This is a genomic window from Pseudomonas koreensis, assembly GCF_012986595.1.
Taxonomy (GTDB): Bacteria; Pseudomonadota; Gammaproteobacteria; order Pseudomonadales; family Pseudomonadaceae; genus Aquipseudomonas; species Aquipseudomonas koreensis.
The window spans coordinates 128,517-149,336 of the sequence record NZ_JAAQYM010000008.1; the positions used below are offsets into that span (position 1 = coordinate 128,517).

Sequence of the window (20,820 nt, forward strand, 5' to 3'; positions counted from 1 at the left end):
CATGGCGGCTGAAACAGTAACGTGCGCGAAAGGAAATAATTACAAACTGCACAAGGAACATGCGCTGACGGACAAAAAGGATGTCAGTGAAAAGCCTGTGCCGGTGGAGAGTACCAAGGCGATTGTTGTTTTCGTCGGCGGTGCCGGGGATAAGGAAAGTTATTATTTTTCGGGGCCTTATGAAAACATCCTCGCCGCACGGAGGAACTTTGATAAGCGCAATGAAACACTAAACAACGAAGGTAAATATCGCTCAGAATGGCTGGGATATAACGATGTCAGGGGGAAACAGGATATCCAACGGAATGTTCTGAGCCTTATTCCGTATAAAAGCTGCCCCGTTTATATTGTTGGTCATAGCCTCGGTGGTTGGAATGGCGCGCACCTGACAAAAATAATGTCGGATTGGGGCTACAGAATTCAGATGCTAATCACCCTTGATCCCGTGGGTGAAGGGACATTGGTTTGGTTAGGTTCAGATATTTATCGCGAGCGCCCTGATCCTGTTGCCGCCGAATGGATCAACATTAAGGCGACCCCGACAAACAGAGACCCATCGGATGGGGTAGCCGATTTTGGCGAAAAGTGGATTATCTCCTGTGGCCCTACTTTGAACGCCAACGTAGATACCAATCATGCAGACGCATTAGGGCTTTTTATTGCGCCTGTAGCTGGGAGCAAGTCGGCAAGCGATTTATTGCTGGACTCAATAATGAAGGAGTTTTCGTGATGCACAGGTTACTCTTTTGCTTTTTTCTAGCTATTTGCTCTGGTTGCGCAAAAGACCATGTAAAGCCTCCAGCGAACTTGAGTTTTGTATCTGTTGAAAGGCAAAAGTCACTTCTATACGACATTCGCTATCAGTCGGATGTGGATGTTCTGGACCTGTTTGATAGAGGAGAAAGGGTTGGGATGGCTTCAGGCATGCTGAAATGTGCCTTGGAGGATGATCAGGATTTCTCGGTTGGCAAAGCCATCCGGTTTTCTGCAGTTGGTTTGGTGACGTCGGAAATACGCGAAGATGGCAAGGCGGGATATCCCTATCTCACCAGTGCGTTCATAGTTGAAACTTCCAGCAACCGAAGTTCTGAAAGAAATCTGTCGGTGACAGAACTGAACCACCTCCTCGCCAATAAACAACAAATCCCCTGCAAAGTCGTCGTCACCGCGTACGGCTACAAACCCTACTACTCAAACACCATGAACCTCCCGGTCGCGGACCTGCTGCGGGAAATCAACAAACCCCGATAGCTGCAGAGCACGATGCGTCGCCTGGCCTATCGGCGCTGATTGCGCGCAGAACGTGGTGTGAAAATAAATCGACGCGCAACGTTCATCCAAATCTCTTGCGCGCCGATACAGCGGGGCGGGTGTGTGTAGGCGTGGCGGGTTTGCCGTGCGTACCCCGGTGGGCTACGCTCACGAAAAGTAAGGGTTTCGGGCTGCGGCCCCTTGTCGTACCTGCCCAGGACACGTTTTTGCCAATCCCCATTCACGACCCGCATCAGACCCCCGGCACGCTCAAACGCCTGCCGCTGCGCAAAGCGGCAGCGCTGTTTATCGTTGCGGTGTGCCTCTGCCTGTCTGGCCTGCTCTATTTGCAACTGGAGCAGACGCGACGTCAGGACCTGGCGAACGCGCAGATCGCCTCCACCAACCTGACCCGGGCCATGGCGCAGCAGGCCGAAGACACGTTTTTGGCCGCCGACCTGGTGCTCACCAGCCTCGCCGACTGGGTCGAGGACGACGGATACGGCGCCGCGCAACGGCCACGCCTGCAACAAACCTTCGCGCGCCGGGTGCAGCAACTGGAGCAGTTGCACGGCATGTTCCTGTTCGACCGTGAAGGGCAGTGGGTGATTACGTCGTTCCCGGACCTGCTCCATGGCAACGGAGTGGCCGACCGCGAATACTTCCAGTTTCATCAGCAGAATGTTTCCAGCGTGGCGCACATCGGCCGGGCGATTCGCAGCCGCGAAAATGGCGAATGGATCATTCCGATCTCGAAACGCATCAACGACCGCGCCGGCAATTTTCAGGGCGTGTTGATGGCCGGGATCAAGATGGCGTACTTCGACCGCTTCTTCAAAAGCTTCAGCCTCGATGACAACGGCATCATGTTTCTCGGGCTCAAGGACGGCACCGTGCTGGCGCGGCGGCCGTTCGACGAAAGCCTGATCGGCTCGTCGCTGGCGCGGGGCAAGATTTATCAGAAGCTGCTGCCCGAAGCGCCGGCCGGTACCGCGATGATCAAGTCGGTGGTCGATGGCGTGGTGCGTTTGTACGGCTACCGGCAGTTGGGGACGTATCCGCTGGTGGTCGCGGCGGGGTCATCGCGCGACGCGATTCTCAAGGGTTGGTATGAGCGCGCTTTTCAGTCCAGCGTGATCGTTGCACTGGTGATTCTTGGCGTCGGTTTGTTCGGCTGGGTGTTCATTCATCAAGTGCGCGACGGCGAGCGCATCGAGAAGAACCTGCGCAAGGCGCAACGGGCGCTGGAGCAGATCGCCACCCACGACAGCCTGACGGGGCTGGCGAACCGGCGACTGTTCGAGCGTTCGCTGGAGATCGAATTTGCCCGGGGCGCACGGCAGTCGAGTCCCGTCGGGCTGATCATGCTCGATATCGATTTCTTCAAACGCTACAACGATGCCTACGGCCACGTGGCGGGAGACCATTGCCTGACGCAGGTGGCCCAGGTGTTGAAAAACTGCTGCCAGCGCAAGGCTGACCTGGCGGTGCGATACGGCGGCGAGGAGTTCGCGGTGCTGCTGCCGGACACTGACATCAACGGTACGCTGGCGATTGCCGGGCAGATCCGGCGCAGTGTGATGGACAAGCGCATCACTCACAGCGGGTCGCCGACCGGGTATCTGACGGTGAGTCTGGGCTGCTATTCCTTTGTGCCCAGCGGCAACGACAGCCTGGAGGAATTTATCCAGCGTGCGGACGCGGCGCTGTATCAGGCGAAAAATGCCGGACGCAATCGCGCGGCGGTGTTGTCGCTGGAGACGGAAGTTGCCGAATTGATGCGTTACGATCGCTGAGCATGATCCCGCTGTAGCATTTCATCAGGTAGGCGCGGCGGAGTGAGTCTACCGCCGCGCGGGTTGATGGCAACCGTCGCCCTTGTCACTTGTTTCTGTTGAATCACCAGCGGTCACGCTTGTTCGTTCAGCTGCCTGAACCACCGCCGGCGCCACCGGTCCCGCCACCGGCCGAGCCGGTGCCACCACCAGCCCCTGAGCCGGATCCCATGCTGCTGCCGTTGGTCCCTGTTCCCGAGCGCGCGCCGTCAGAGCTGTCGCCTCCTTTCGGCGCGCCGGGTGTGCTGTCAGGTGGCAGCGTACTGCCGCTGGTGGCGCCGGACTTGGTGCCTGTAGCGTCCGCGCCGTCGTTGGCGGCGTACACACCGACCGAGGCGCTGGCCAGCAGGCCGGCGAGTAATAACGAAGTCAGTTTGCGCGTGGTCATGGTACATCTCCTGAAAAGGTCGATTACTTGATGTTGGTCTGATGCCTTAGACGGTTGGTGCCGATTGGCTGACGAGCGGTTGTAGTTGCTCAGTGGCGTTAGGTCGCCCCCCTGTCGGTGGATCCGATGCAACCACCGCCGCCAGCCCAGGGTCACAATTTTCACACCCTGTTCGCCGGAGCCTGGACGATGAAAAACCTGCGGATCGCCACCTTCAACGTCAACGGCCTGCGTGCGCGGCTGCCGAACCTGTTGGAATGGCTCAAGCGCGAGCAGCCGGACATCGCCTGCCTGCAGGAACTCAAGTCGGTGGACAGCGCTTTCCCTGCCGCCGAGCTGGAAGCGGCGGGGTACGGCGCGATCTGGCACGGACAGGCATCCTGGAATGGCGTGGCGATCCTCGCCCGCGATGCGCAGCCGCTGGAGAGTCGGCGCGGCCTGCCGGGCGATCCCGAGGACAAGCACAGCCGTTATCTGGAGGCGGCGGTGCACGGTGTGCTGGTGGGCTGCCTGTACCTGCCCAACGGCAATCCGCAACCGGGGCCGAAGTTCGACTACAAACTGGCCTGGTTCGAGCGCCTGATCCGCTACGCCAAAGACCTGCAAAGCAGCGATCATCCAGTGGTGCTGGCCGGTGACTACAACGTGGTGCCCACCGACATGGACATCTACAACACCCGCTCGTGGCTCAAGGATGCGTTGCTGCAACCGCAAAGCCGCGAGTGTTATCAGCGGCTACTGGATCAGGGCTGGACCGACTCGCTGCGACACCTGTATCCCGACGATCGGCTCTACACGTTCTGGGATTACTTCCGTCAGCATTGGCAAACCAACTCCGGCCTGCGCATCGATCATCTGCTGCTCAATCCGGCGCTCAGTCCGTATCTGCACGAGGCCGGGGTCGATGCCTGGGCGCGCAACCAGCCGCACGCCAGCGACCATGCGCCGACGTGGATCCGCATCGGTTCGCGCAAGCGTCGGTAGCGCTGATTGGCGAAATCAATTGTCGGACCCGGGGGGCAATCCCGTATACATGTCGGCCATCGGCGCAGCGATCCGCGGCCACATGCAAAAGGACTGAGCAATGAGCGAGCCACGTCTGGCGAATCCGACGTTGTACCTGCAACGCCTGGGGTTCGATACCCCACCGGCACCAACCCTGGACACCCTGCGGCAATTGCAGCGGCGTCATACCGTGGTCTTTCCCTTCGAGAATCTGTCGACAATCACTGGCGCGCCGGTGTTGATCGATCTGGCATCGGTCGAGCAAAAAGTCCTGCACGGTGGCCGTGGCGGCTACTGCTACGAACTGAACAATCTGTTTCTGGCACTGTTGCAGGAATTGGGTTTTGAGGCGCGCGGCATCTCGGGGCGCGTCGTGCTGGCGCAGCCCGAGGGCACATGGACGGCGCGCACCCATCGCCTGAGCCTGGTGATCATCGATGGCGAGCGCTACATCACCGATGTCGGCTTCGGCGGCATGGTGCCGACTGCGCCGCTGCTGCTCGATACCGAGGCGGAACAGGCAACGCCGCACGAACCTTATCGCATCGAAAAACAGGCCGATGGCTACATGCTGCGCGCCCAGGTCGCCGGCGAGTGGCGCGCGATGTACCTGTTTGACCTGCAACGCCAGGAGGACATCGATTACACCCTCGGCAACTGGTACGTCTCGACCCATCCCGAGTCACCGTTCGCCAAGCGCCTGATGGTCGCGTGCACCGGAGAGGGCTGGCGCCGCACCCTGAACAACGGCAGCTTCGCGATCCACCACATGGGCGCCGACAGCGAGCGGCGCGAGGTGGCGGATGTCGATGAACTGATTGAGATGCTGGAGCAGGAATTCGGCCTGCGTCTGCCTGAGCGGCCGGGTGTGCGCGAGTCGCTGGGGCGGATGATTCTGCCGGTCTGAGGAGTCGACGCTTGCCCTTTTGCGCAGCGCTGTACCGCTGGTCGCTATCAACACTCCAGCCGAGTGCGATAAAAACCAAGGAGCGGAGGGGGCGTGTTGCCGGATTTGTGGGGCGATGGCGGTGGCGGGATAGAAGGTCGGGTGGCTACCTATCCATTATGTGACTGACAAGTTGTATACAACTCTATGGACATTTGTCCCGAGTATTGAATACAGTGTGCGCATAACAAAAACCAGGGAACCCCCCACATGAAAACGCCCCATGTTTCACACCAACGGCCCGAGGACGAAAATCTCGGGGTCGGCGCGAATATGGCTTACGGCCTGCAACATGTTCTGACCATGTATGGCGGTATCGTTGCGGTGCCACTGATCATCGGCCAGGCGGCCGGCCTGTCGCCGGCGGACATTGGTTTGTTGATTGCTGCTTCATTGTTTGCGGGGGGGCTGGCGACACTGCTGCAAACCCTGGGTCTGCCATTTTTTGGCTGTCAGTTGCCGCTGGTGCAGGGCGTGTCGTTCTCTGGCGTGGCGACCATGGTCGCGATCGTCAGCAGTGGCGGGGAGGGCGGCTTCCAATCGGTGCTGGGCGCGGTGATTGCCGCGTCCCTGATCGGCCTGCTGATCACGCCGGTGTTCTCGCGCATCACCAAGTTCTTCCCGCCGCTGGTGACCGGCATCGTAATCACCACCATCGGCCTGACGCTGATGCCGGTGGCCGCACGCTGGGCCATGGGTGGCAACAGCCATGCGACAGACTTCGGCAGCATGCAGAACATCGGTCTGGCGGCGGTGACGCTGGTGCTGGTGTTGCTGCTGAGCAAGGTCGGCAGTTCGACCATCTCGCGTCTGTCGATCCTGCTGGCCATGGTGATCGGCACGGTGCTGGCGGTGTTCCTCGGGATGGCGGATTTCTCCAGCGTTACAACCGGTCCGATGTTCGGCTTCCCGACACCGTTCCACTTCGGCATGCCGACCTTCCACTTCGCCGCGATCCTGTCGATGTGCATCGTGGTCATGGTGACCCTGGTGGAAACCTCGGCGGACATTCTGGCGGTCGGTGAAATCATCGGCACCAAGGTCGATTCCAAGCGCCTGGGCAATGGCCTGCGGGCGGACATGCTGTCGAGCATGTTTGCGCCGATCTTCGGTTCGTTCACCCAGAGCGCCTTTGCGCAGAACGTCGGGCTGGTGGCGGTCACCGGGATCAAGAGCCGTTATGTGGTGGCCACTGGCGGTGTGTTCCTGGTGATTCTCGGCCTGCTGCCGTTCATGGGCCGGGTAATTGCTGCGGTGCCGACGTCGGTGCTGGGCGGTGCCGGTATCGTGCTGTTCGGCACCGTGGCGGCGAGCGGTATCCGCACGCTGTCGAAGGTCGATTACCGCAACAACGTCAACCTGATCATCGTCGCGACTTCGATCGGCTTCGGCATGATCCCGATCGCCGCGCCGAACTTCTACGATCATTTCCCGAGCTGGTTCGCGACCATTTTCCACTCGGGCATCAGTTCGTCGGCGATCATGGCGATTGTGCTGAACCTGACCTTCAACCACTTCACCGCCGGCAACTCGGATCAGCAGTCGGTGTTTGCCGCGGCGGAAGAGCGGACCCTGCGCTATCGCGATCTGGCGGCGCTGCGTGAGGGCGATTACTTCAGCGACGGCAAGCTGCATGACTGCGATGGCAAGGAAGTGCCGGTGATCGAGCCTGATGATCACGATCATGGGCACGGTGCGCCGAAAGCGCAGGTGAAAAGCAGCGAGCATGTCTGACGGCTGCGACTGAATAGAAAAAGGGCCGATCTGTTTTGTACAGATCGGCCCTTTTTCATTTCAAGATCAAAAGATCGCAGCCTTCGGCAGCTCCTACAGATTCAGCGTTCATCCTCAGAATCAGCGGAGTATGAGATCTGTGTAGGAGCTGCCGAAGGCTGCGATCTTCTGATCTTTTCAAGCGCCCACAAAAAAGCCCCTGAATCTTTCGATTCAGGGGCTTTGCTATTTGGCTCCACAACCTGGACTCGAACCAGGGACCCAATGATTAACAGTCATTTGCTCTACCAACTGAGCTATTGCGGAATTGGTGCGTATGTTACTGATTCAAAAAGAGAAGTCAAGCACAGGATATGAAATTTCCGGTTTTGTCAGGACGGACGGTGATTTGTCAGTGATTAGCGATGACCAGGACCGCCTCACAGGTCTACCATGGTCGCCCGGAAGTGGTCACACGCGCTGCCGGCCATTCGCCGAAAAGGTACGCGTCATGAATCAAACCGTTCTCGTTTCCCGTCCAGGCGAGGTGCTTGCATGAGCATCGCGCAAATCAGCCTGCCCAAAGGCGTCGGCCCGCACGCCGAAAAACTCTTCGACGCGATCACCCAGGCCAGCACCGCTGAAGAATTGAACCGCGCCGGCGGCAAGGCCGAAGGTTTTGTGCTGGGGCTGGAAAGCACCAAGGCGATCAAAAGCCAGATCGCCGAATCGCTGTACGTCGCTTATGACGATGCCGCCAGTCAGCGGGCGACCGAGTTGGCCTAACCGCCGAAGGTAATCGTGCCGAGCATCAGCTTGGCGTAAGCCGCGGTGGCCGCCAGTTGCACCAGCCACAGGGCCAGGCCACCGAGGAACACGCCCGCTGCGACTTGCAGCACAAGGCTCTTGTCGCGTTTGGCCGGGGCGCGGGGGATGAAATCATCCAGATCGTCACGGTCGGCGCGCAGGTTGTCGTTTTTCATAGGGAGCTCTCGCGAAAAATTCAGGTTGTCTCATAACCTGTGGGAGCGAGCCTGCTCGCGAATGCGCTGGGTCAGTCGCCATCATTGTTGACAGACAAGCCGTATTCGCGAGCAGGCTCGCTCCCACAATGGGGAATTGTGTGCAGTCTAGAGGTTAAGCGCTGTTCATCAGGCAAATAAAAAACGGGAAGCCCGAAGGCTTCCCGTTTTTCATCGCAAAGCGCAATCAGATGACCTGAACGATCGCATCCGTTACCGCTTTGATGTTGCTCTGGTTCAGCGCGGCCACGCAGATGCGGCCGGTGTCCAGGGCGTAGATGCCGAACTCGTTGCGCAGGCGGTGCACCTGTTCAGTGGTCAGGCCGGAGTAGGAGAACATGCCGCGCTGACGGCCAACGAAGCTGAAGTCACGCTGCGGGGCTTTTTCGGCCAGCAGGGCAACCATTTGCTCGCGCATGCCGCGAATGCGCAGACGCATTTCTGCCAGTTCGGCTTCCCACTGGGCGCGCAGTTCCGGGCTGTTCAACACCGCGGCGACGATGCTTGCACCGTGGGTCGGCGGGTTGGAGTAGTTGGTGCGGATCACGCGTTTGACCTGCGACAGCACGCGCGCGCTTTCTTCTTTCGACTCGCTGACGATCGACAGGGCGCCAACGCGCTCGCCGTACAGCGAGAACGACTTGGAGAACGAGCTCGAGACGAAGAACGTCAGGCCCGACTCAGCGAACAGACGCACAGCCGCGGCGTCTTCGTCGATGCCGTCGCCGAAACCCTGGTAAGCCATGTCGAGGAACGGCACGTGACCTTTGGCCTTGACCATGTCCAGCACGTTGTTCCAGTCGGCCGGGGTCAGGTCGACGCCGGTCGGGTTGTGGCAGCAGGCGTGCAGCACAACGATCGAGCCGTTCGGCAGGGCGTTGAGGTCTTCGAGCATGCCGGCACGGTTAACGTCGTGAGTGGCAGCGTCGTAGTAACGGTAGTTCTGCACCGGGAAGCCAGCGGTTTCGAACAGCGCGCGGTGGTTTTCCCAGCTCGGGTCGCTGATTGCCACGACGGCGTTCGGCAGCAGTTGCTTGAGGAAGTCGGCACCGATTTTCAGTGCGCCGGTTCCGCCGACAGCCTGAGTGGTGACGATGCGACCGGCAGCGATCAGCGGCGAGTCGTTACCGAACAGCAGCTTTTGCACCGCCTGGTCGTAGGCCGCGATGCCGTCGATCGGCAGGTAGCCACGGGAGGCGTGCTGAGCAGCGCGAATGGTTTCGGCTTCGATCACGGCGCGCAGCAGGGGAATTCGCCCCTCTTCGTTGCAGTAAACACCTACACCCAGGTTGACCTTGGTGGTCCGGGTATCGGCGTTGAATGCTTCGTTGAGGCCCAGGATTGGATCGCGGGGTGCCATTTCGACAGCGGAGAACAGGCTCATTATTACGGCGGCTCTGAATGGAGAGTGGAGGGACGTGTCGCGCTCCAGCCGAATGCACTAGAGCGGTGCACAAACGGGGAGCTAGTATAGAGGCCATCACTGAGCAATGGCGACAGGCGAATCGGCTTTTCGGGCAAGTTTTTCCGATTATTTCTTGACCGTTAGTCGATTGATCCTGTCAGAGTCTTTACCGGATGTAGGACGTTTGCCTTGAAAGCCGAGGCAATCGACACCACATTGAGCACAATCCAGGTTTTTTCTTGCGCGACATCGGTCGTTTGCGGTCGTCCCCGTGGTGCTCCGTTTTGCTCGGAGCGCCGCGATCCAGAGGTGTATATGTCCGAATTCCAGCTCGTCACCCGCTTCGAACCCGCCGGCGATCAACCAGAAGCCATTCGCCAACTGGTAGAAGGCATCGAAGCCGGGCTGGCGCACCAGACGCTGCTCGGTGTGACCGGCTCGGGCAAGACCTTCAGCATCGCCAATGTCATCTCGCAGGTCCAGCGCCCGACGCTGGTGCTGGCGCCGAACAAGACCCTGGCCGCGCAGCTCTACGGCGAGTTCAAGGCGTTCTTCCCGAATAACGCGGTCGAATATTTCGTTTCCTACTACGACTACTACCAGCCGGAAGCCTATGTGCCGTCGTCCGACACCTTCATCGAGAAGGACGCGTCGATCAACGACCACATCGAGCAGATGCGCCTGTCCGCGACCAAAGCGCTGCTGGAGCGCAAGGACGCGATCATCGTCACCACGGTGTCGTGCATCTACGGTCTGGGGAGCCCGGAGACGTACTTAAAAATGGTGCTGCACGTCGATCGCGGCGACAAGCTCGATCAGCGTGCCTTGCTGCGGCGTCTGGCCGATTTGCAATACACCCGCAACGACATGGATTTTGCCCGTGCGACCTTCCGCGTGCGGGGTGATGTGATCGACATCTACCCGGCGGAATCCGATCTGGAAGCGATCCGCATCGAGCTGTTTGATGACGAGGTCGAGAGCATTTCCGCGTTCGATCCGCTGACCGGCGAAGTCATCCGCAAGATGCCGCGTTTTACCTTCTATCCGAAGAGTCACTACGTGACGCCGCGCGAGACCCTGCTCGACGCCATCGAACACATCAAAGTCGAATTGCAGGAACGCCTCGAATACCTGCGCAGCAACAACAAACTGGTCGAGGCCCAGCGCCTTGAACAACGCACCCGCTTCGACCTGGAGATGATCCTCGAACTGGGTTACTGCAACGGCATCGAAAACTACTCGCGCTACCTGTCGGGACGCCCGGCCGGTGCTGCGCCGCCGACGCTTTATGACTACCTGCCGGCCGACGCCTTGCTGGTGATCGACGAATCCCACGTCAGCGTGCCGCAAGTCGGCGCGATGTATAAGGGCGACCGCTCGCGTAAAGAGACCCTGGTCGAATACGGCTTCCGCCTGCCGTCGGCGCTGGACAACCGGCCCATGCGTTTTGACGAGTGGGAAGGGGTCAGTCCGCAGACCATTTTTGTCTCGGCGACGCCGGGCAACTACGAGGCCGAGCATGCTGGCCGAGTGGTCGAGCAAGTGGTGCGTCCGACCGGCCTGGTCGATCCGCAAGTCGAAGTGCGTCCGGCGCTGACTCAGGTCGATGATCTGCTCTCGGAAATCACCAAGCGCGTGGCCGTCGAAGAGCGGGTGCTGGTCACCACGCTGACCAAGCGCATGGCTGAAGACCTCACCGATTACCTCGCCGACCACGGCGTGCGCGTGCGTTATCTGCACTCGGACATCGACACCGTCGAGCGCGTCGAGATCATCCGCGACTTGCGCCTCGGCACGTTCGATGTGCTGGTGGGGATCAACCTGCTGCGCGAAGGTCTGGACATGCCGGAAGTGTCGCTGGTGGCTATTCTCGACGCCGACAAGGAAGGCTTCCTGCGTTCCGAGCGCTCACTGATCCAGACCATTGGCCGCGCCGCGCGTAACCTCAACGGTCGGGCGATTCTCTACGCTGATCGCATCACCGGCTCCATGGAGCGGGCGATTGGCGAGACTGAGCGTCGTCGCGACAAGCAGATCGCGTTCAACCTGGAAAACGGCATCACCCCCAAAGGTGTGTTCAAGGACGTTGCCGACATCATGGAAGGTGCCACTGTGCCTGGCTCGCGCAGCAAGAAGCGCAAGGGCATGGCCAAAGCCGCCGAAGAAAACGCCAAGTACGAAGCCGAACTGCGCTCGCCGAGCGAGATCACCAAGCGTATTCGTGCGCTGGAAGAGAAGATGTATCAGCTGGCGCGGGATCTGGAGTTTGAAGCGGCGGCGCAGATGCGCGATGAGATTGCCAAACTGCGCGAGCGGCTGTTGGCTGTTTGATCTCTGTTGCCTGATCTGGCCTCTTCGCGAGCAGGCAACGCGGTCTTAATGAGACTCCCCAGCCTTCAGCCCCGCTGGCAATTTCTTGGTCAACAAAATCGCCAACATGCTGATCCCCAGCGCAATCCCGACAAAGTGAAACGCATCGTTGTAGGCCATGATCAGCGCCTGCTGATGGACAATCTCGCTCATTTTGCCCAGTGCTGCCGTGTCGCTGCCAAACCGGTCGGTCATTGACGCCAGGCGTTCGGCGACCTGCGGATTGGTCGGCACCACCGCCTCGCGCAAATAATCGAAGTAGGTCTTGGTTCGCGCATCCAGCAGCGTCGCGAGCAGGGCGATGCCGATCGCGCCGCCGAGGTTACGCAGGATGTTGAACAGACTCGACGCCGAGCCCGCGTCCTGCGGGAGGATGTACGCCGTGGCGATCAGCGAAATGGTCACCATGATCAGCGGCTGGCCCAGCGCACGGATGATCTGAATCTGATTGAACTGCGGCCCGGCGAAATCCGGGTTGAGCACCCCTGAAGAAAAACTCGCCAACCCGAACAATCCGAAGCCCAGCGTGCACAGCCATTTCGGCGACACGAACTTCATCAGCTTCGGCACCAGCGGAATCAGGAACAGCTGCGGCACACCCATCCACATGATCACTTCGCCGATCTGCAAGGCGTTGTAGTTCTGGATCTGCGCCAGGTACAGCGGTAGCAGATAGATCGACCCATATAGCCCGACGCCCATGCCCAGGCTGGAAATGCTCGATAAGCCGAAGTTGCGATTGCGCAGGATGCCGAGGTTGATCAGCGGATTGGGCTTGGAAATCTGCACGATCACGAAGGTAATCAGGCTCAGCAGGGCGATGCTGCCCAGGGTCACGATCAGATTCGATTCGAGCCAGTCCTTGCGGTGGCCTTCTTCGAGAAACACCTGCAAGCAACCGAGCCCGACGCCGAGGGTGAGGATGCCGGTGTAGTCGGTGCTTTTCAGCAGTTCCCAGTGCGCTTCTTTCTTCTCCAGCCCGTACATCAATCCGGCGATCATGATCAGCCCCGGCGGGATGTTGATGTAGAAGATGTATTCCCAGCCCCAGTTTTCCGTGAGCCAGCCGCCCAGCGTCGGGCCGATGGACGGGGCGAAGGTCGCGGTCATGGCGAACATCGCCATGCCTTTGGCGCGGTGGTGTTCGGGGAGTTTGATCAGGGTCAGGGTGAATGCCAGGGGGATCAGCGCGCCGCCGGTGAAGCCCTGCATGGCGCGAAACACGATCATGCTTTCGAGGCTCCAGGCCATCGAGCACAGCAGCGAGGAAACCAGAAACCCCAGCGATACCCACACCGCCAGGCGCCGCGCCGAGAGCAGCTGCACCAGCCACGCGGTCAGCGGGATCATGATGATTTCCGCCACCAGATAGGAGGTGGAAATCCACGAGCCTTCCTCCAGCGTCGCCGACAGCGCACCCTGAATATCTTTCAGCGAGGAGTTGGTGATCTGGATGTCGAGCACCGCCATAAAGGCGCCGAGCATCACGCTCATGACGGCGATCCAGTCCCGCCGGGTCGGTTCGCCGGCGGGGCGGATCAGTTGATCACCGGCCATTGTCTGGGGCGTCTTTGATGTTCACGGTGGCGGTGACGGACATGCCCGGGCGGATCTTGCCGTGCAGCGGGTTGTCGGCCTTGAACGTCAGTTTCACCGGGATCCGTTGCACGACTTTGGTGAAGTTGCCGGTGGCGTTGTCCGGCGGCAGCAGGCTGAACTGCGCACCGGAGGCGGCGAACAGGCTGTCGACCCGCGCTTCGATCGGTGTGTCGCTGTAAGCGTCGAAGGTCAGCTCGGCTTTTTGTCCGGGGACCATGTGGCCGATCTGGGTTTCCTTGAAGTTGGCCTGCACCCAGATGTCTTCGTCCGGGACGATCGACAGCAGATACGCGCCAGCCTGCACCACCTGACCATTGCGCGCGGCGCGCTGGCCGACCAGACCGCTGATCGGCGCGCGGACTTCGCTGCGGCTCAGGTTGAGTTCGGCCTGGGCGAGGTCGGCGCGGGCGTTGGCGATCTGTGCATCGAGGCGTTTGATCTCGGCGGTGAGCGCGTTGACCTGCTGGCGCTGGCTCTGCGCATCGGCCTGGGCCTTGGCCACTTGCGAGCGGGCGATGTGCGCGTCGGCGGAGAGGGTGGTCACGCGTTCTTCGGAGACGTAACCGGGTTTGCGCAGGGTTTCGGCGCGCGACAAATCCATCTGCGAACGGCCAAGCGTCGCTTGGGTGGCCGCCACTTGCGCGTCACTGGCAGCGATCAGGCTCGATTGCTGGGTCAATTTGCTCTGCGCCTGCAGGCGCTCGGCCTCGCGGGTGGCGAGAGTGGCGTTGGCGCGATCGACGGCCAGGCGGAAATCATTGGGTTCCAGGCGAACCAGCAACTGGCCTTTTTCCACGTGCTGATTGTCCTGTACCAACACTTCGTCGATGCGTGCGCTCAGCTGGCTGGAGACGCGGGTGATTTCGCCCTGGACATAAGCGTTGTCGGTGCTCTCATAAAAGCGGCCCTTGAAAAACCAATGGGCGAAGAAACCCCCGGCAATCAACAGAACCAGGAGCAGGAAAATAAACAGGCGACGCTTGAGTTGGGCAGGCATGAGGCAAACTGTAGTCGAGGAATTGTAAGGAAAGTTATCTGCGGCTGAATCTGGCATACAGCCGATAAACGGTAAATGCCAATGGCTGATTTTCGGCCTTTCACCGCGGTCTATGGGCGTTACAGACGCAAACTTGGCTTAAATGCCCTGCCCGCTGGAGCGGGGCGGGTGTCGCCTGTTACCATTCGCCGCTTGATTGTTTTGCTTTTCATTCTTTTCGAGACATGCCATGACCACCGTCCGCACTCGCATCGCGCCATCGCCTACCGGGGACCCCCACGTAGGTACCGCTTACATCGCATTGTTCAACTACTGCTTTGCCAAGCAGCATGGCGGTGAGTTCATCCTGCGCATCGAAGACACCGACCAGTTGCGTTCGACCCGCGAGTCCGAACAGCAGATCTTCGATGCCCTGCGCTGGCTGGGTATCGACTGGAGCGAAGGCCCGGACGTTGGCGGCCCGCACGGTCCGTACCGGCAGAGTGAGCGTGGCGATATCTATCAGAAGTATTGCCAGCAACTGGTCGACATGGGCCACGCGTTCCCGTGCTTCTGCACCGCAGAAGAACTCGACCAGATGCGCGCCGAGCAAATGGCACGCGGCGAAACCCCGCGTTACGACGGCCGCGCGCTGTTGCTGTCCAAGGAAGAAGTCGCTGCCCGTCTGGCCGCTGGCGAGCCGCACGTGATCCGCATGAAAGTGCCGACCGAAGGCGTCTGCGTGGTGCCGGACATGCTGCGTGGCGATGTCGAGATCCCGTGGGATCGCATGGACATGCAAGTGCTAATGAAGACCGACGGCCTGCCGACCTACTTCCTCGCTAACGTGGTCGACGACCACCTGATGGGTATCACCCACGTACTGCGTGGCGAAGAATGGCTGCCATCGGCGCCGAAACTGATTCTGCTGTACGAGTACTTCGGCTGGGAACAACCGGAGTTGTGCTACATGCCGCTGCTGCGTAACCCGGACAAGAGCAAGCTGTCCAAGCGCAAGAACCCGACCTCGGTGACCTTCTACGAGCGCATGGGTTTCATGCCGGAAGCGATGCTCAACTATCTGGGCCGCATGGGTTGGTCGATGCCGGACGAGCGCGAGAAGTTCTCGCTGCAGGAAATGGTCGACAACTTCGACCTCAAGCGCGTGTCCCTCGGCGGGCCGATCTTCGACATCGAGAAGCTGTCGTGGCTCAACGGCCAGTGGCTGCGCGATCTGCCGGTGGAAGAATTTGCCGCGCGCGTGCAGAAGTGGGCATTCAACTCCGAATACATGATGAAGATCGCGCCGCTGGTGCAGGGTCGCGTTGAAACCTTCAGCCAGGTTGCGCCGCTGGGCGGCTTCTTCTTCGCGGGCGGCGTCAGCCCGGATGCCAAGCTGTTCGAATCGAAAAAGCTTTCGGGCGATCAGGTTCGCCAGTTGATGCAGTTGATCCTGTGGAAACTCGAAAGCCTGCGTCAGTGGGAGAAGGACAACATCACTGCGACGATTCAGGCGGTGGTCGAATCCCTCGAGCTGAAACTGCGTGATGCGATGCCGCTGATGTTTGCCGCGATCACCGGGCAGGCAAGTTCGGTGTCGGTGCTCGATGCAATGGAAATCCTCGGCCCGGACCTGACCCGTTTCCGTCTGCGCCAGGCGATTGACCTGCTGGGCGGCGTGTCGAAGAAAGAAAACAAAGAGTGGGAAAAGCTGCTGGGCACTATCGCCTAAACGCTTGGCCGCTCTGTAGGAGCTGCCGAAGGCTGCGATCTTTTGATCTTGATCTTTAAAACAGCAACGTCAAAAGATCGCAGCCTGCGGCAGCTCCTACAGGTCTTTGTGCTATCCCGAGTGCCGGATTTTCGGGGGGAGGGCGGTAAGTGATTGTTATGCCGACAAAAAACTTTGAAATTTTTCAAAAATAAGTTTGACAGGCTTTCGATACGCCCTTAAGATTCGCCCCGTCCTCAGCGATGACATCAACGATGAGGGGCTATAGCTCAGCTGGGAGAGCGCTTGCATGGCATGCAAGAGGTCGACGGTTCGATCCCGTCTAGCTCCACCAATTTACACTTCGAAGCCTGGCCACACCGGCTCCGAAGCGATCAACACTCAGCGTTGATCAGTTGTATAGAAGGGTTTGCGTCCCCTTCGTCTAGTGGCCTAGGACACCGCCCTTTCACGGCGGTAACAGGGGTTCGAGTCCCCTAGGGGACGCCAGTTTTACAGAAGCGATGTTGCAAGATGTCGCTCCGCCGCGAGGCGAAAAATCCGGGGCTATAGCTCAGCTGGGAGAGCGCCTGCATGGCATGCAGGAGGTCAGCGGTTCGATCCCGCTTAGCTCCACCAATTTTACAGTTCAAGGTCTGGCCACACCGGCCTTGAATCAGATCAGATCTCAGCGCTGATCAGCTGTATAGAAGGGTTTGTGTCCCCTTCGTCTAGTGGCCTAGGACACCGCCCTTTCACGGCGGTAACAGGGGTTCGAGTCCCCTAGGGGACGCCACGATTACCCGCTCTGCGGGATTTATAAGGGTCATTCAATTATTGAATGGCCCTTTTGTTTGTCTGGCGTTTGGCCAACTCTCCTTTTTCCTTACACTGTGCTTCAGACCAGCGGTCATATCCTCGACTTGCAGAATATTATTATGCGAATAATATTCTAGTCGTAATATTCGGAGGCAACGATGAACGATAAAAAAGCTCAAACCCGCGAACGCATCCTCAAGGCTGCCAGCGCCGCGCTGATCCAGCGTGGCCCGGCAGACCCGAGCGTGGGCGAAGTGATGGGCGCCGCCGGCCTGACTGTCGGTGGCTTTTATGCGCACTTCGAAAGCAAGGACGCGATGATGCTTGAGGCGTTCAAGCAACTGCTTGGCCGTCGACGCGACCTGATTGCCGACATGGACTCCGAGCTGACCGGCGAAGAGCGTCGCGCCCTGGTCGCTGCGTTCTACCTGTCGCGCAAGCACCGGGATTCCAGTGAGTCGGCGTGTCCTATTCCGGCCTCGCTCGGTGAGCTGGGGCGTTTGCCGGAGTCGTTTCGTACCGCGCTGAACGAACACCTGGAGCTGATGATTGCGCAGTTGGCGTCCAGCCCCGAGGACACCGATAAAGCGTTGGCCGATGTGGCCTTGATGGTGGGTGGTCTGGCGCTGGCAAGAGCGCTCGGCCCGGGCGATTTATCCGATCGATTGCTGCGCGCTGCCAAGTCGGCGGTGCGTTGACCTGAAGGCAGCACGCCTGAGGAGAGAGCGATGAACACGTTGAAGTGGGTTCGTGGCGTTAATGGCACCTTGGGCTGGATTGCACCGAAACAGGTAGCGAGCAAAATGCGTCAGGCGTTCATGACGCCGCGCACGCGGCCGCTGCGGGATTGGGAGTTGCCGCTGCTGGCGAGCTCCGAACGGATCACCTTGCGCTTCGGCCTGTCGGCATTGCGCTGGGGGCAGGGGGCCGCAGTGCTGCTGATGCACGGGTGGGAAGGGCGGCCCACTCAGTTTGCTTCGCTGATCACGGCGCTGGTCGAGGCCGGTTACACGGTCGTTGCGCTGGATGGTCCGGCCCACGGTCGTTCACCGGGACGGGAAGCCAATGTGGTGCTGTTCGCCCGCGCCATGCTCGAAGCCGCTGCCGAGCTGCCACCCCTTCAAGCCGTCATCGGCCATTCCATGGGCGGCGCCAGTGCCATGCTCGCGGTGCAACTGGGTCTGCGTACTGAAACCCTGGTCAGCATCGCGGCTCCCGCACGGATTCTCGGCGTGCTACGCGGTTTCGCCCGCTACGTCGGCATGCCGCCAAGGGCGCGTTCCGCTTTCATTCGGCAGGTCGAGCAGGACGTCGGCATGCGTGCCGCAACACTCGATGTCGCGCACTATCAGCTGGATATGCCCGGCCTGATCGTGCATGCCGAGGACGACACCTTCGTCTCGGTCAAGGAATCACAACTGATTCACGAATCCTGGTTCGACAGCCGTCTGCTGCGCCTGGAAAGCGGCGGCCACCAGCGCGTGCTGGCCGACCCTCGAGTGGTTGATGGCGTGTTATCACTGCTGGCGGGGCGCAGCCTTCAGGCGCGGCAATCGGCCTGAGCATCCGTTACACTGCCCCGGTTGAAATCATCTGACCGGGAGTGGGGCATGGGCTGGGATCGGGCAACGCCGTTCACCATTGATCTGCAAGTGGGTGCCGAGGACATCGACGGGCTGGGTCACGCGAACAACGCGGTGTACGTGACCTGGCTCGAACGCTGCGCCTGGCGCCACTCACAGCGGCTGGGGCTGGATCTGGTCGAGTACCGGCGCCTGGATCGGGCGATGGCCGTGGTGCGCCACGAAATCGATTATCTGGCAGCCGCTTACGAAGGCGATGAGTTGCAACTGGCGACCTGGATCGTCGATTGGGATCAGCGCCTGAAAATGACCCGGCACTTCCAACTGATCCGCCCCAGCGACAACGCCACGCTGCTGCGCGCCCAGACCACCTTCGTCTGCATCGAGCTGTCCACGGGCAAGCCCAAGCGCATGCCGGCCGAATTCATCGAGGGTTACGGTCCGGCGATCCAGCTCCCCGCTTGACGCAACCCTTTGTAGGAGCTGCCGAAGGCTCGGGCCGCGTTCGGACGATCTTTTGACTTTGATTTTTTGATCACAATCAAAAGATCGCAGCCTGCGGCAGCTCCTACAGGTGGTCGTGGGTTTAACCTGCGTAATCCAGTAAACTGCCGCACGTTTTTTCTTCTTGAGTAGTGTTTTCCCCATGCAAATTGCCCTGGCGCCCATGGAGGGGTTGGTCGACGACATCCTGCGCGACGTGCTGACCCGCGTTGGCGGCATCGACTGGTGCGTGACCGAGTTCATTCGGGTCAACGACCAGTTGCTCACTCCGGCCTACTTCCACAAGTTCGGTCCGGAGCTGCTTAACGGTGCCCGCACCCGTTCCGGCGTGCCGCTGCGCGTGCAATTGTTGGGTTCCGATCCGGTGTGCCTGGCGGAAAACGCGGCGCTGGCCTGCGAACTTGGCTCTGAAGTGATCGACCTGAACTTCGGCTGCCCGGCCAAGACCGTCAACAAATCTCGTGGCGGCGCGGTCCTGCTCAAAGAGCCGGAACTGCTCAACCAGATCGTCGAGCACGTGCGTCGCGCCGTGCCAGCGCATATCCCGGTCACCGCGAAAATGCGTCTGGGTTTCGACAGCCCGGACGGTTCGCTGGTCTGCGCGACCGCGTTGGCCGAGGGCGGCGCCGAGCACATCGTGGTGCACGCCCGAACCAAAATGGACGGCTACAAACCGCCGGCGCATTGGGAATGGATTCCGCGGGTGCAGGACGTGGTCAAGGTGCCGGTGTTCGCCAACGGCGATATCTGGAGCGTCGAGGACTGGCGGCGTTGCCGCGAGATCAGCGGCGTGGAAGACATCATGCTCGGTCGCGGTCTGGTCTCGCGTCCGGATCTGGCAAAGCAAATTGCCGCTGCCCGCGCTGGCGAAGAAGTGGTCGAGATGACCTGGGCCGAGCTGATGCCGCTGATCCAGGACTTCTGGCTGCAAGCCAAGGCGCAGATGACCGCACGCCAATCGCCGGGTCGCTTGAAGCAATGGCTGGCGATGCTGACGCGCAATTATCCCGAGGCGACCGAGCTGTTTACCGTGCTGCGCCGCGAGACCGAACCGGATCAAGTCTCACGTTTACTGGGCTTGCCGGTCGCCGAAGCGGCCTGAAAAAAATCTGCAAATAGTCTCTTGAAATCATTTTGGCGGTCCCTATCTAAGGGTTACGCGATGCCGAATTCGGGTCGCGGAGAAAAAAACTTGCTGATTTGTTTTCAGGAGATTTGAACCATGAGTACTGCATTTTCCCTGGCACCACTGTTCCGTTCCTCGGTGGGTTTCGACCGTTTCAACGACTTGTTCGAAACCGCCCTGCGCAACAATGAACCAGGCAGCACCTACCCACCCTACAACGTGGAAAAACACGGCGACGACCAATACCGCATCGTCGTGGCGGCAGCCGGTTTCCAGGAAGAAGACCTGGAACTGCAAGTCGAGAAGGGTGTGCTGACCATCAGTGGCGGCAAACGTGATGCCAACGAAGGCGTGACCTTCCTGCATCAGGGCATTGCCCAGCGTGCTTTCAAGCTGTCCTTCCGCCTGGCCGATCACATCGAGATCAAGGCCGCCGATCTGAGCAACGGTCTGCTGAGCATCGACCTGTTGCGGGTGATCCCGGAAGAAGCGAAAGCCAAACGCATTCCGATCAACGGGGTGCAGAAGCCGGCGCTGCAATAAGGCCGAGCAACAAAAAAGGGCGCC

19 protein-coding genes and 5 tRNA genes are annotated in these 20,820 nt (G+C 60.0%); 18 read left to right on the forward strand and 6 right to left on the reverse strand.

Annotated features, from left to right (window positions below; all coding sequences use genetic code 11):
• Nucleotide 1 precedes the first annotated feature (1 nt).
• The 3 genes from HBN98_RS23895 to HBN98_RS23905 all read left to right on the forward strand — a co-directional run bounded on the left by HBN98_RS23895 (nucleotide 2) and on the right by HBN98_RS23905 (nucleotide 3,047).
• Entirely contained in the window at nucleotides 2-730 is a 729-nt protein-coding gene (locus HBN98_RS23895; protein ID WP_064588377.1) for an alpha/beta hydrolase, read from the forward strand.
• Nucleotides 730-1,251: a hypothetical protein gene (locus HBN98_RS23900; protein WP_064588376.1), complete on the forward strand. Its 522-nt coding sequence runs from the start codon at nucleotides 730-732 to the stop codon at nucleotides 1,249-1,251. Before HBN98_RS23895 ends, HBN98_RS23900 begins: the two co-directional genes overlap by 1 nt.
• Nucleotides 1,252-1,478: 227 nt before the next feature.
• Nucleotides 1,479-3,047 carry a sensor domain-containing diguanylate cyclase gene (locus HBN98_RS23905; protein WP_083368453.1) on the forward strand — a complete coding sequence of 523 codons (1,569 nt, stop codon included), beginning with the start codon at nucleotides 1,479-1,481 and terminating at the stop codon, nucleotides 3,045-3,047.
• Between the two features lie 127 nt (nucleotides 3,048-3,174).
• Here the strand turns inward: HBN98_RS23905 and HBN98_RS23910 are convergent, their stop codons facing one another.
• Nucleotides 3,175-3,474, reverse strand: a complete 300-nt coding sequence (locus HBN98_RS23910; RefSeq protein WP_064588374.1) for a hypothetical protein — start codon at nucleotides 3,472-3,474, stop codon at nucleotides 3,175-3,177.
• 189 nt (nucleotides 3,475-3,663) lie between these two features.
• On the opposite strand from HBN98_RS23910, the gene HBN98_RS23915 reads away from it, so the two are divergent.
• From HBN98_RS23915 to HBN98_RS23925, 3 genes are all read left to right on the forward strand, one after another.
• Nucleotides 3,664-4,458, forward strand: coding sequence for an exodeoxyribonuclease III (locus tag HBN98_RS23915; RefSeq protein WP_083368454.1), 795 nt, complete (start codon nucleotides 3,664-3,666; stop codon nucleotides 4,456-4,458).
• A 100-nt stretch (nucleotides 4,459-4,558) separates the two neighbouring features.
• Nucleotides 4,559-5,386, forward strand: coding sequence for an arylamine N-acetyltransferase family protein (locus HBN98_RS23920; RefSeq protein ID WP_083368455.1), 828 nt, complete (start codon nucleotides 4,559-4,561; stop codon nucleotides 5,384-5,386).
• A gap of 249 nt (nucleotides 5,387-5,635) precedes the next feature.
• A complete protein-coding gene (locus HBN98_RS23925) occupies nucleotides 5,636-7,159 on the forward strand; it encodes a nucleobase:cation symporter-2 family protein (RefSeq protein ID WP_083368456.1) in 1,524 nt (507 codons plus the stop codon).
• Between the two features lie 230 nt (nucleotides 7,160-7,389).
• Here HBN98_RS23925 and HBN98_RS23930 read toward each other — a convergent pair.
• Nucleotides 7,390-7,465: transfer RNA gene (locus HBN98_RS23930), tRNA-Asn, on the reverse strand.
• Nucleotides 7,466-7,693: 228 nt separating this feature from the next.
• On the opposite strand from HBN98_RS23930, the gene HBN98_RS23935 reads away from it, so the two are divergent.
• Nucleotides 7,694-7,924 (forward strand): hypothetical protein, encoded by a 231-nt coding sequence (locus HBN98_RS23935; RefSeq protein ID WP_007943502.1) that lies wholly within the window; start codon nucleotides 7,694-7,696, stop codon nucleotides 7,922-7,924.
• Here HBN98_RS23935 and HBN98_RS23940 read toward each other — a convergent pair.
• Together HBN98_RS23940 and HBN98_RS23945 are read right to left on the reverse strand one after the other, a co-directional pair.
• Nucleotides 7,921-8,121, reverse strand: a complete 201-nt coding sequence (locus HBN98_RS23940; protein ID WP_064588370.1) for a hypothetical protein — start codon at nucleotides 8,119-8,121, stop codon at nucleotides 7,921-7,923. The genes HBN98_RS23935 and HBN98_RS23940 overlap by 4 nt on opposite strands.
• Nucleotides 8,122-8,347: 226 nt before the next feature.
• Complete coding sequence (locus HBN98_RS23945) at nucleotides 8,348-9,544, reverse strand: amino acid aminotransferase (RefSeq protein WP_083368457.1); 1,197 nt, start codon at nucleotides 9,542-9,544, stop codon at nucleotides 8,348-8,350.
• 336 nt (nucleotides 9,545-9,880) lie between these two features.
• On the opposite strand from HBN98_RS23945, the gene uvrB reads away from it, so the two are divergent.
• Entirely contained in the window at nucleotides 9,881-11,896 is a 2,016-nt protein-coding gene (uvrB, locus tag HBN98_RS23950) for an excinuclease ABC subunit UvrB (protein ID WP_007969222.1), read from the forward strand.
• A gap of 45 nt (nucleotides 11,897-11,941) precedes the next feature.
• Here uvrB and HBN98_RS23955 read toward each other — a convergent pair whose 3' ends face one another.
• Nucleotides 11,942-13,492 carry an MDR family MFS transporter gene (locus tag HBN98_RS23955; protein WP_083368458.1) on the reverse strand — a complete coding sequence of 517 codons (1,551 nt, stop codon included), beginning with the start codon at nucleotides 13,490-13,492 and terminating at the stop codon, nucleotides 11,942-11,944.
• On the reverse strand, nucleotides 13,482-14,531 hold the full coding sequence (locus HBN98_RS23960) for an HlyD family secretion protein (RefSeq protein ID WP_083368459.1): 1,050 nt from the start codon (nucleotides 14,529-14,531) through the stop codon (nucleotides 13,482-13,484). Before HBN98_RS23960 ends, HBN98_RS23955 begins: the two co-directional genes overlap by 11 nt.
• 229 nt (nucleotides 14,532-14,760) lie before the next feature.
• Here HBN98_RS23960 and gltX point away from each other — a divergent pair, with 229 nt between their 5' ends.
• From gltX to HBN98_RS24010, 10 genes are all read left to right on the forward strand, one after another.
• On the forward strand, nucleotides 14,761-16,242 hold the full coding sequence (gene gltX, locus HBN98_RS23965; protein ID WP_064588366.1) for a glutamate--tRNA ligase: 1,482 nt from the start codon (nucleotides 14,761-14,763) through the stop codon (nucleotides 16,240-16,242).
• A gap of 258 nt (nucleotides 16,243-16,500) precedes the next feature.
• Nucleotides 16,501-16,576 (forward strand) — tRNA-Ala (locus HBN98_RS23970).
• Between the two features lie 79 nt (nucleotides 16,577-16,655).
• Nucleotides 16,656-16,731 (forward strand) — tRNA-Glu (locus HBN98_RS23975).
• Nucleotides 16,732-16,784: 53 nt separating this feature from the next.
• Nucleotides 16,785-16,860, forward strand: a tRNA-Ala gene (locus tag HBN98_RS23980).
• An 81-nt stretch (nucleotides 16,861-16,941) separates the two neighbouring features.
• A tRNA-Glu gene (locus HBN98_RS23985) sits at nucleotides 16,942-17,017 on the forward strand.
• Between the two features lie 181 nt (nucleotides 17,018-17,198).
• Nucleotides 17,199-17,738: a TetR/AcrR family transcriptional regulator gene (locus tag HBN98_RS23990; protein WP_083368460.1), complete on the forward strand. Its 540-nt coding sequence runs from the start codon at nucleotides 17,199-17,201 to the stop codon at nucleotides 17,736-17,738.
• A 30-nt stretch (nucleotides 17,739-17,768) separates the two neighbouring features.
• Nucleotides 17,769-18,602, forward strand: coding sequence for an alpha/beta fold hydrolase (locus HBN98_RS23995; RefSeq protein WP_083368461.1), 834 nt, complete (start codon nucleotides 17,769-17,771; stop codon nucleotides 18,600-18,602).
• Between the two features lie 48 nt (nucleotides 18,603-18,650).
• The gene (locus HBN98_RS24000; protein WP_083368462.1) at nucleotides 18,651-19,088 is read left to right on the forward strand and encodes an acyl-CoA thioesterase; all 438 of its coding nucleotides are present in this window, start codon (nucleotides 18,651-18,653) and stop codon (nucleotides 19,086-19,088) included.
• A 181-nt stretch (nucleotides 19,089-19,269) separates the two neighbouring features.
• Complete coding sequence (locus HBN98_RS24005) at nucleotides 19,270-20,229, forward strand: tRNA dihydrouridine synthase (protein ID WP_083368463.1); 960 nt, start codon at nucleotides 19,270-19,272, stop codon at nucleotides 20,227-20,229.
• Between the two features lie 120 nt (nucleotides 20,230-20,349).
• Entirely contained in the window at nucleotides 20,350-20,796 is a 447-nt protein-coding gene (locus HBN98_RS24010) for an Hsp20 family protein (protein ID WP_083368464.1), read from the forward strand.
• Nucleotides 20,797-20,820 lie beyond the last annotated feature (24 nt).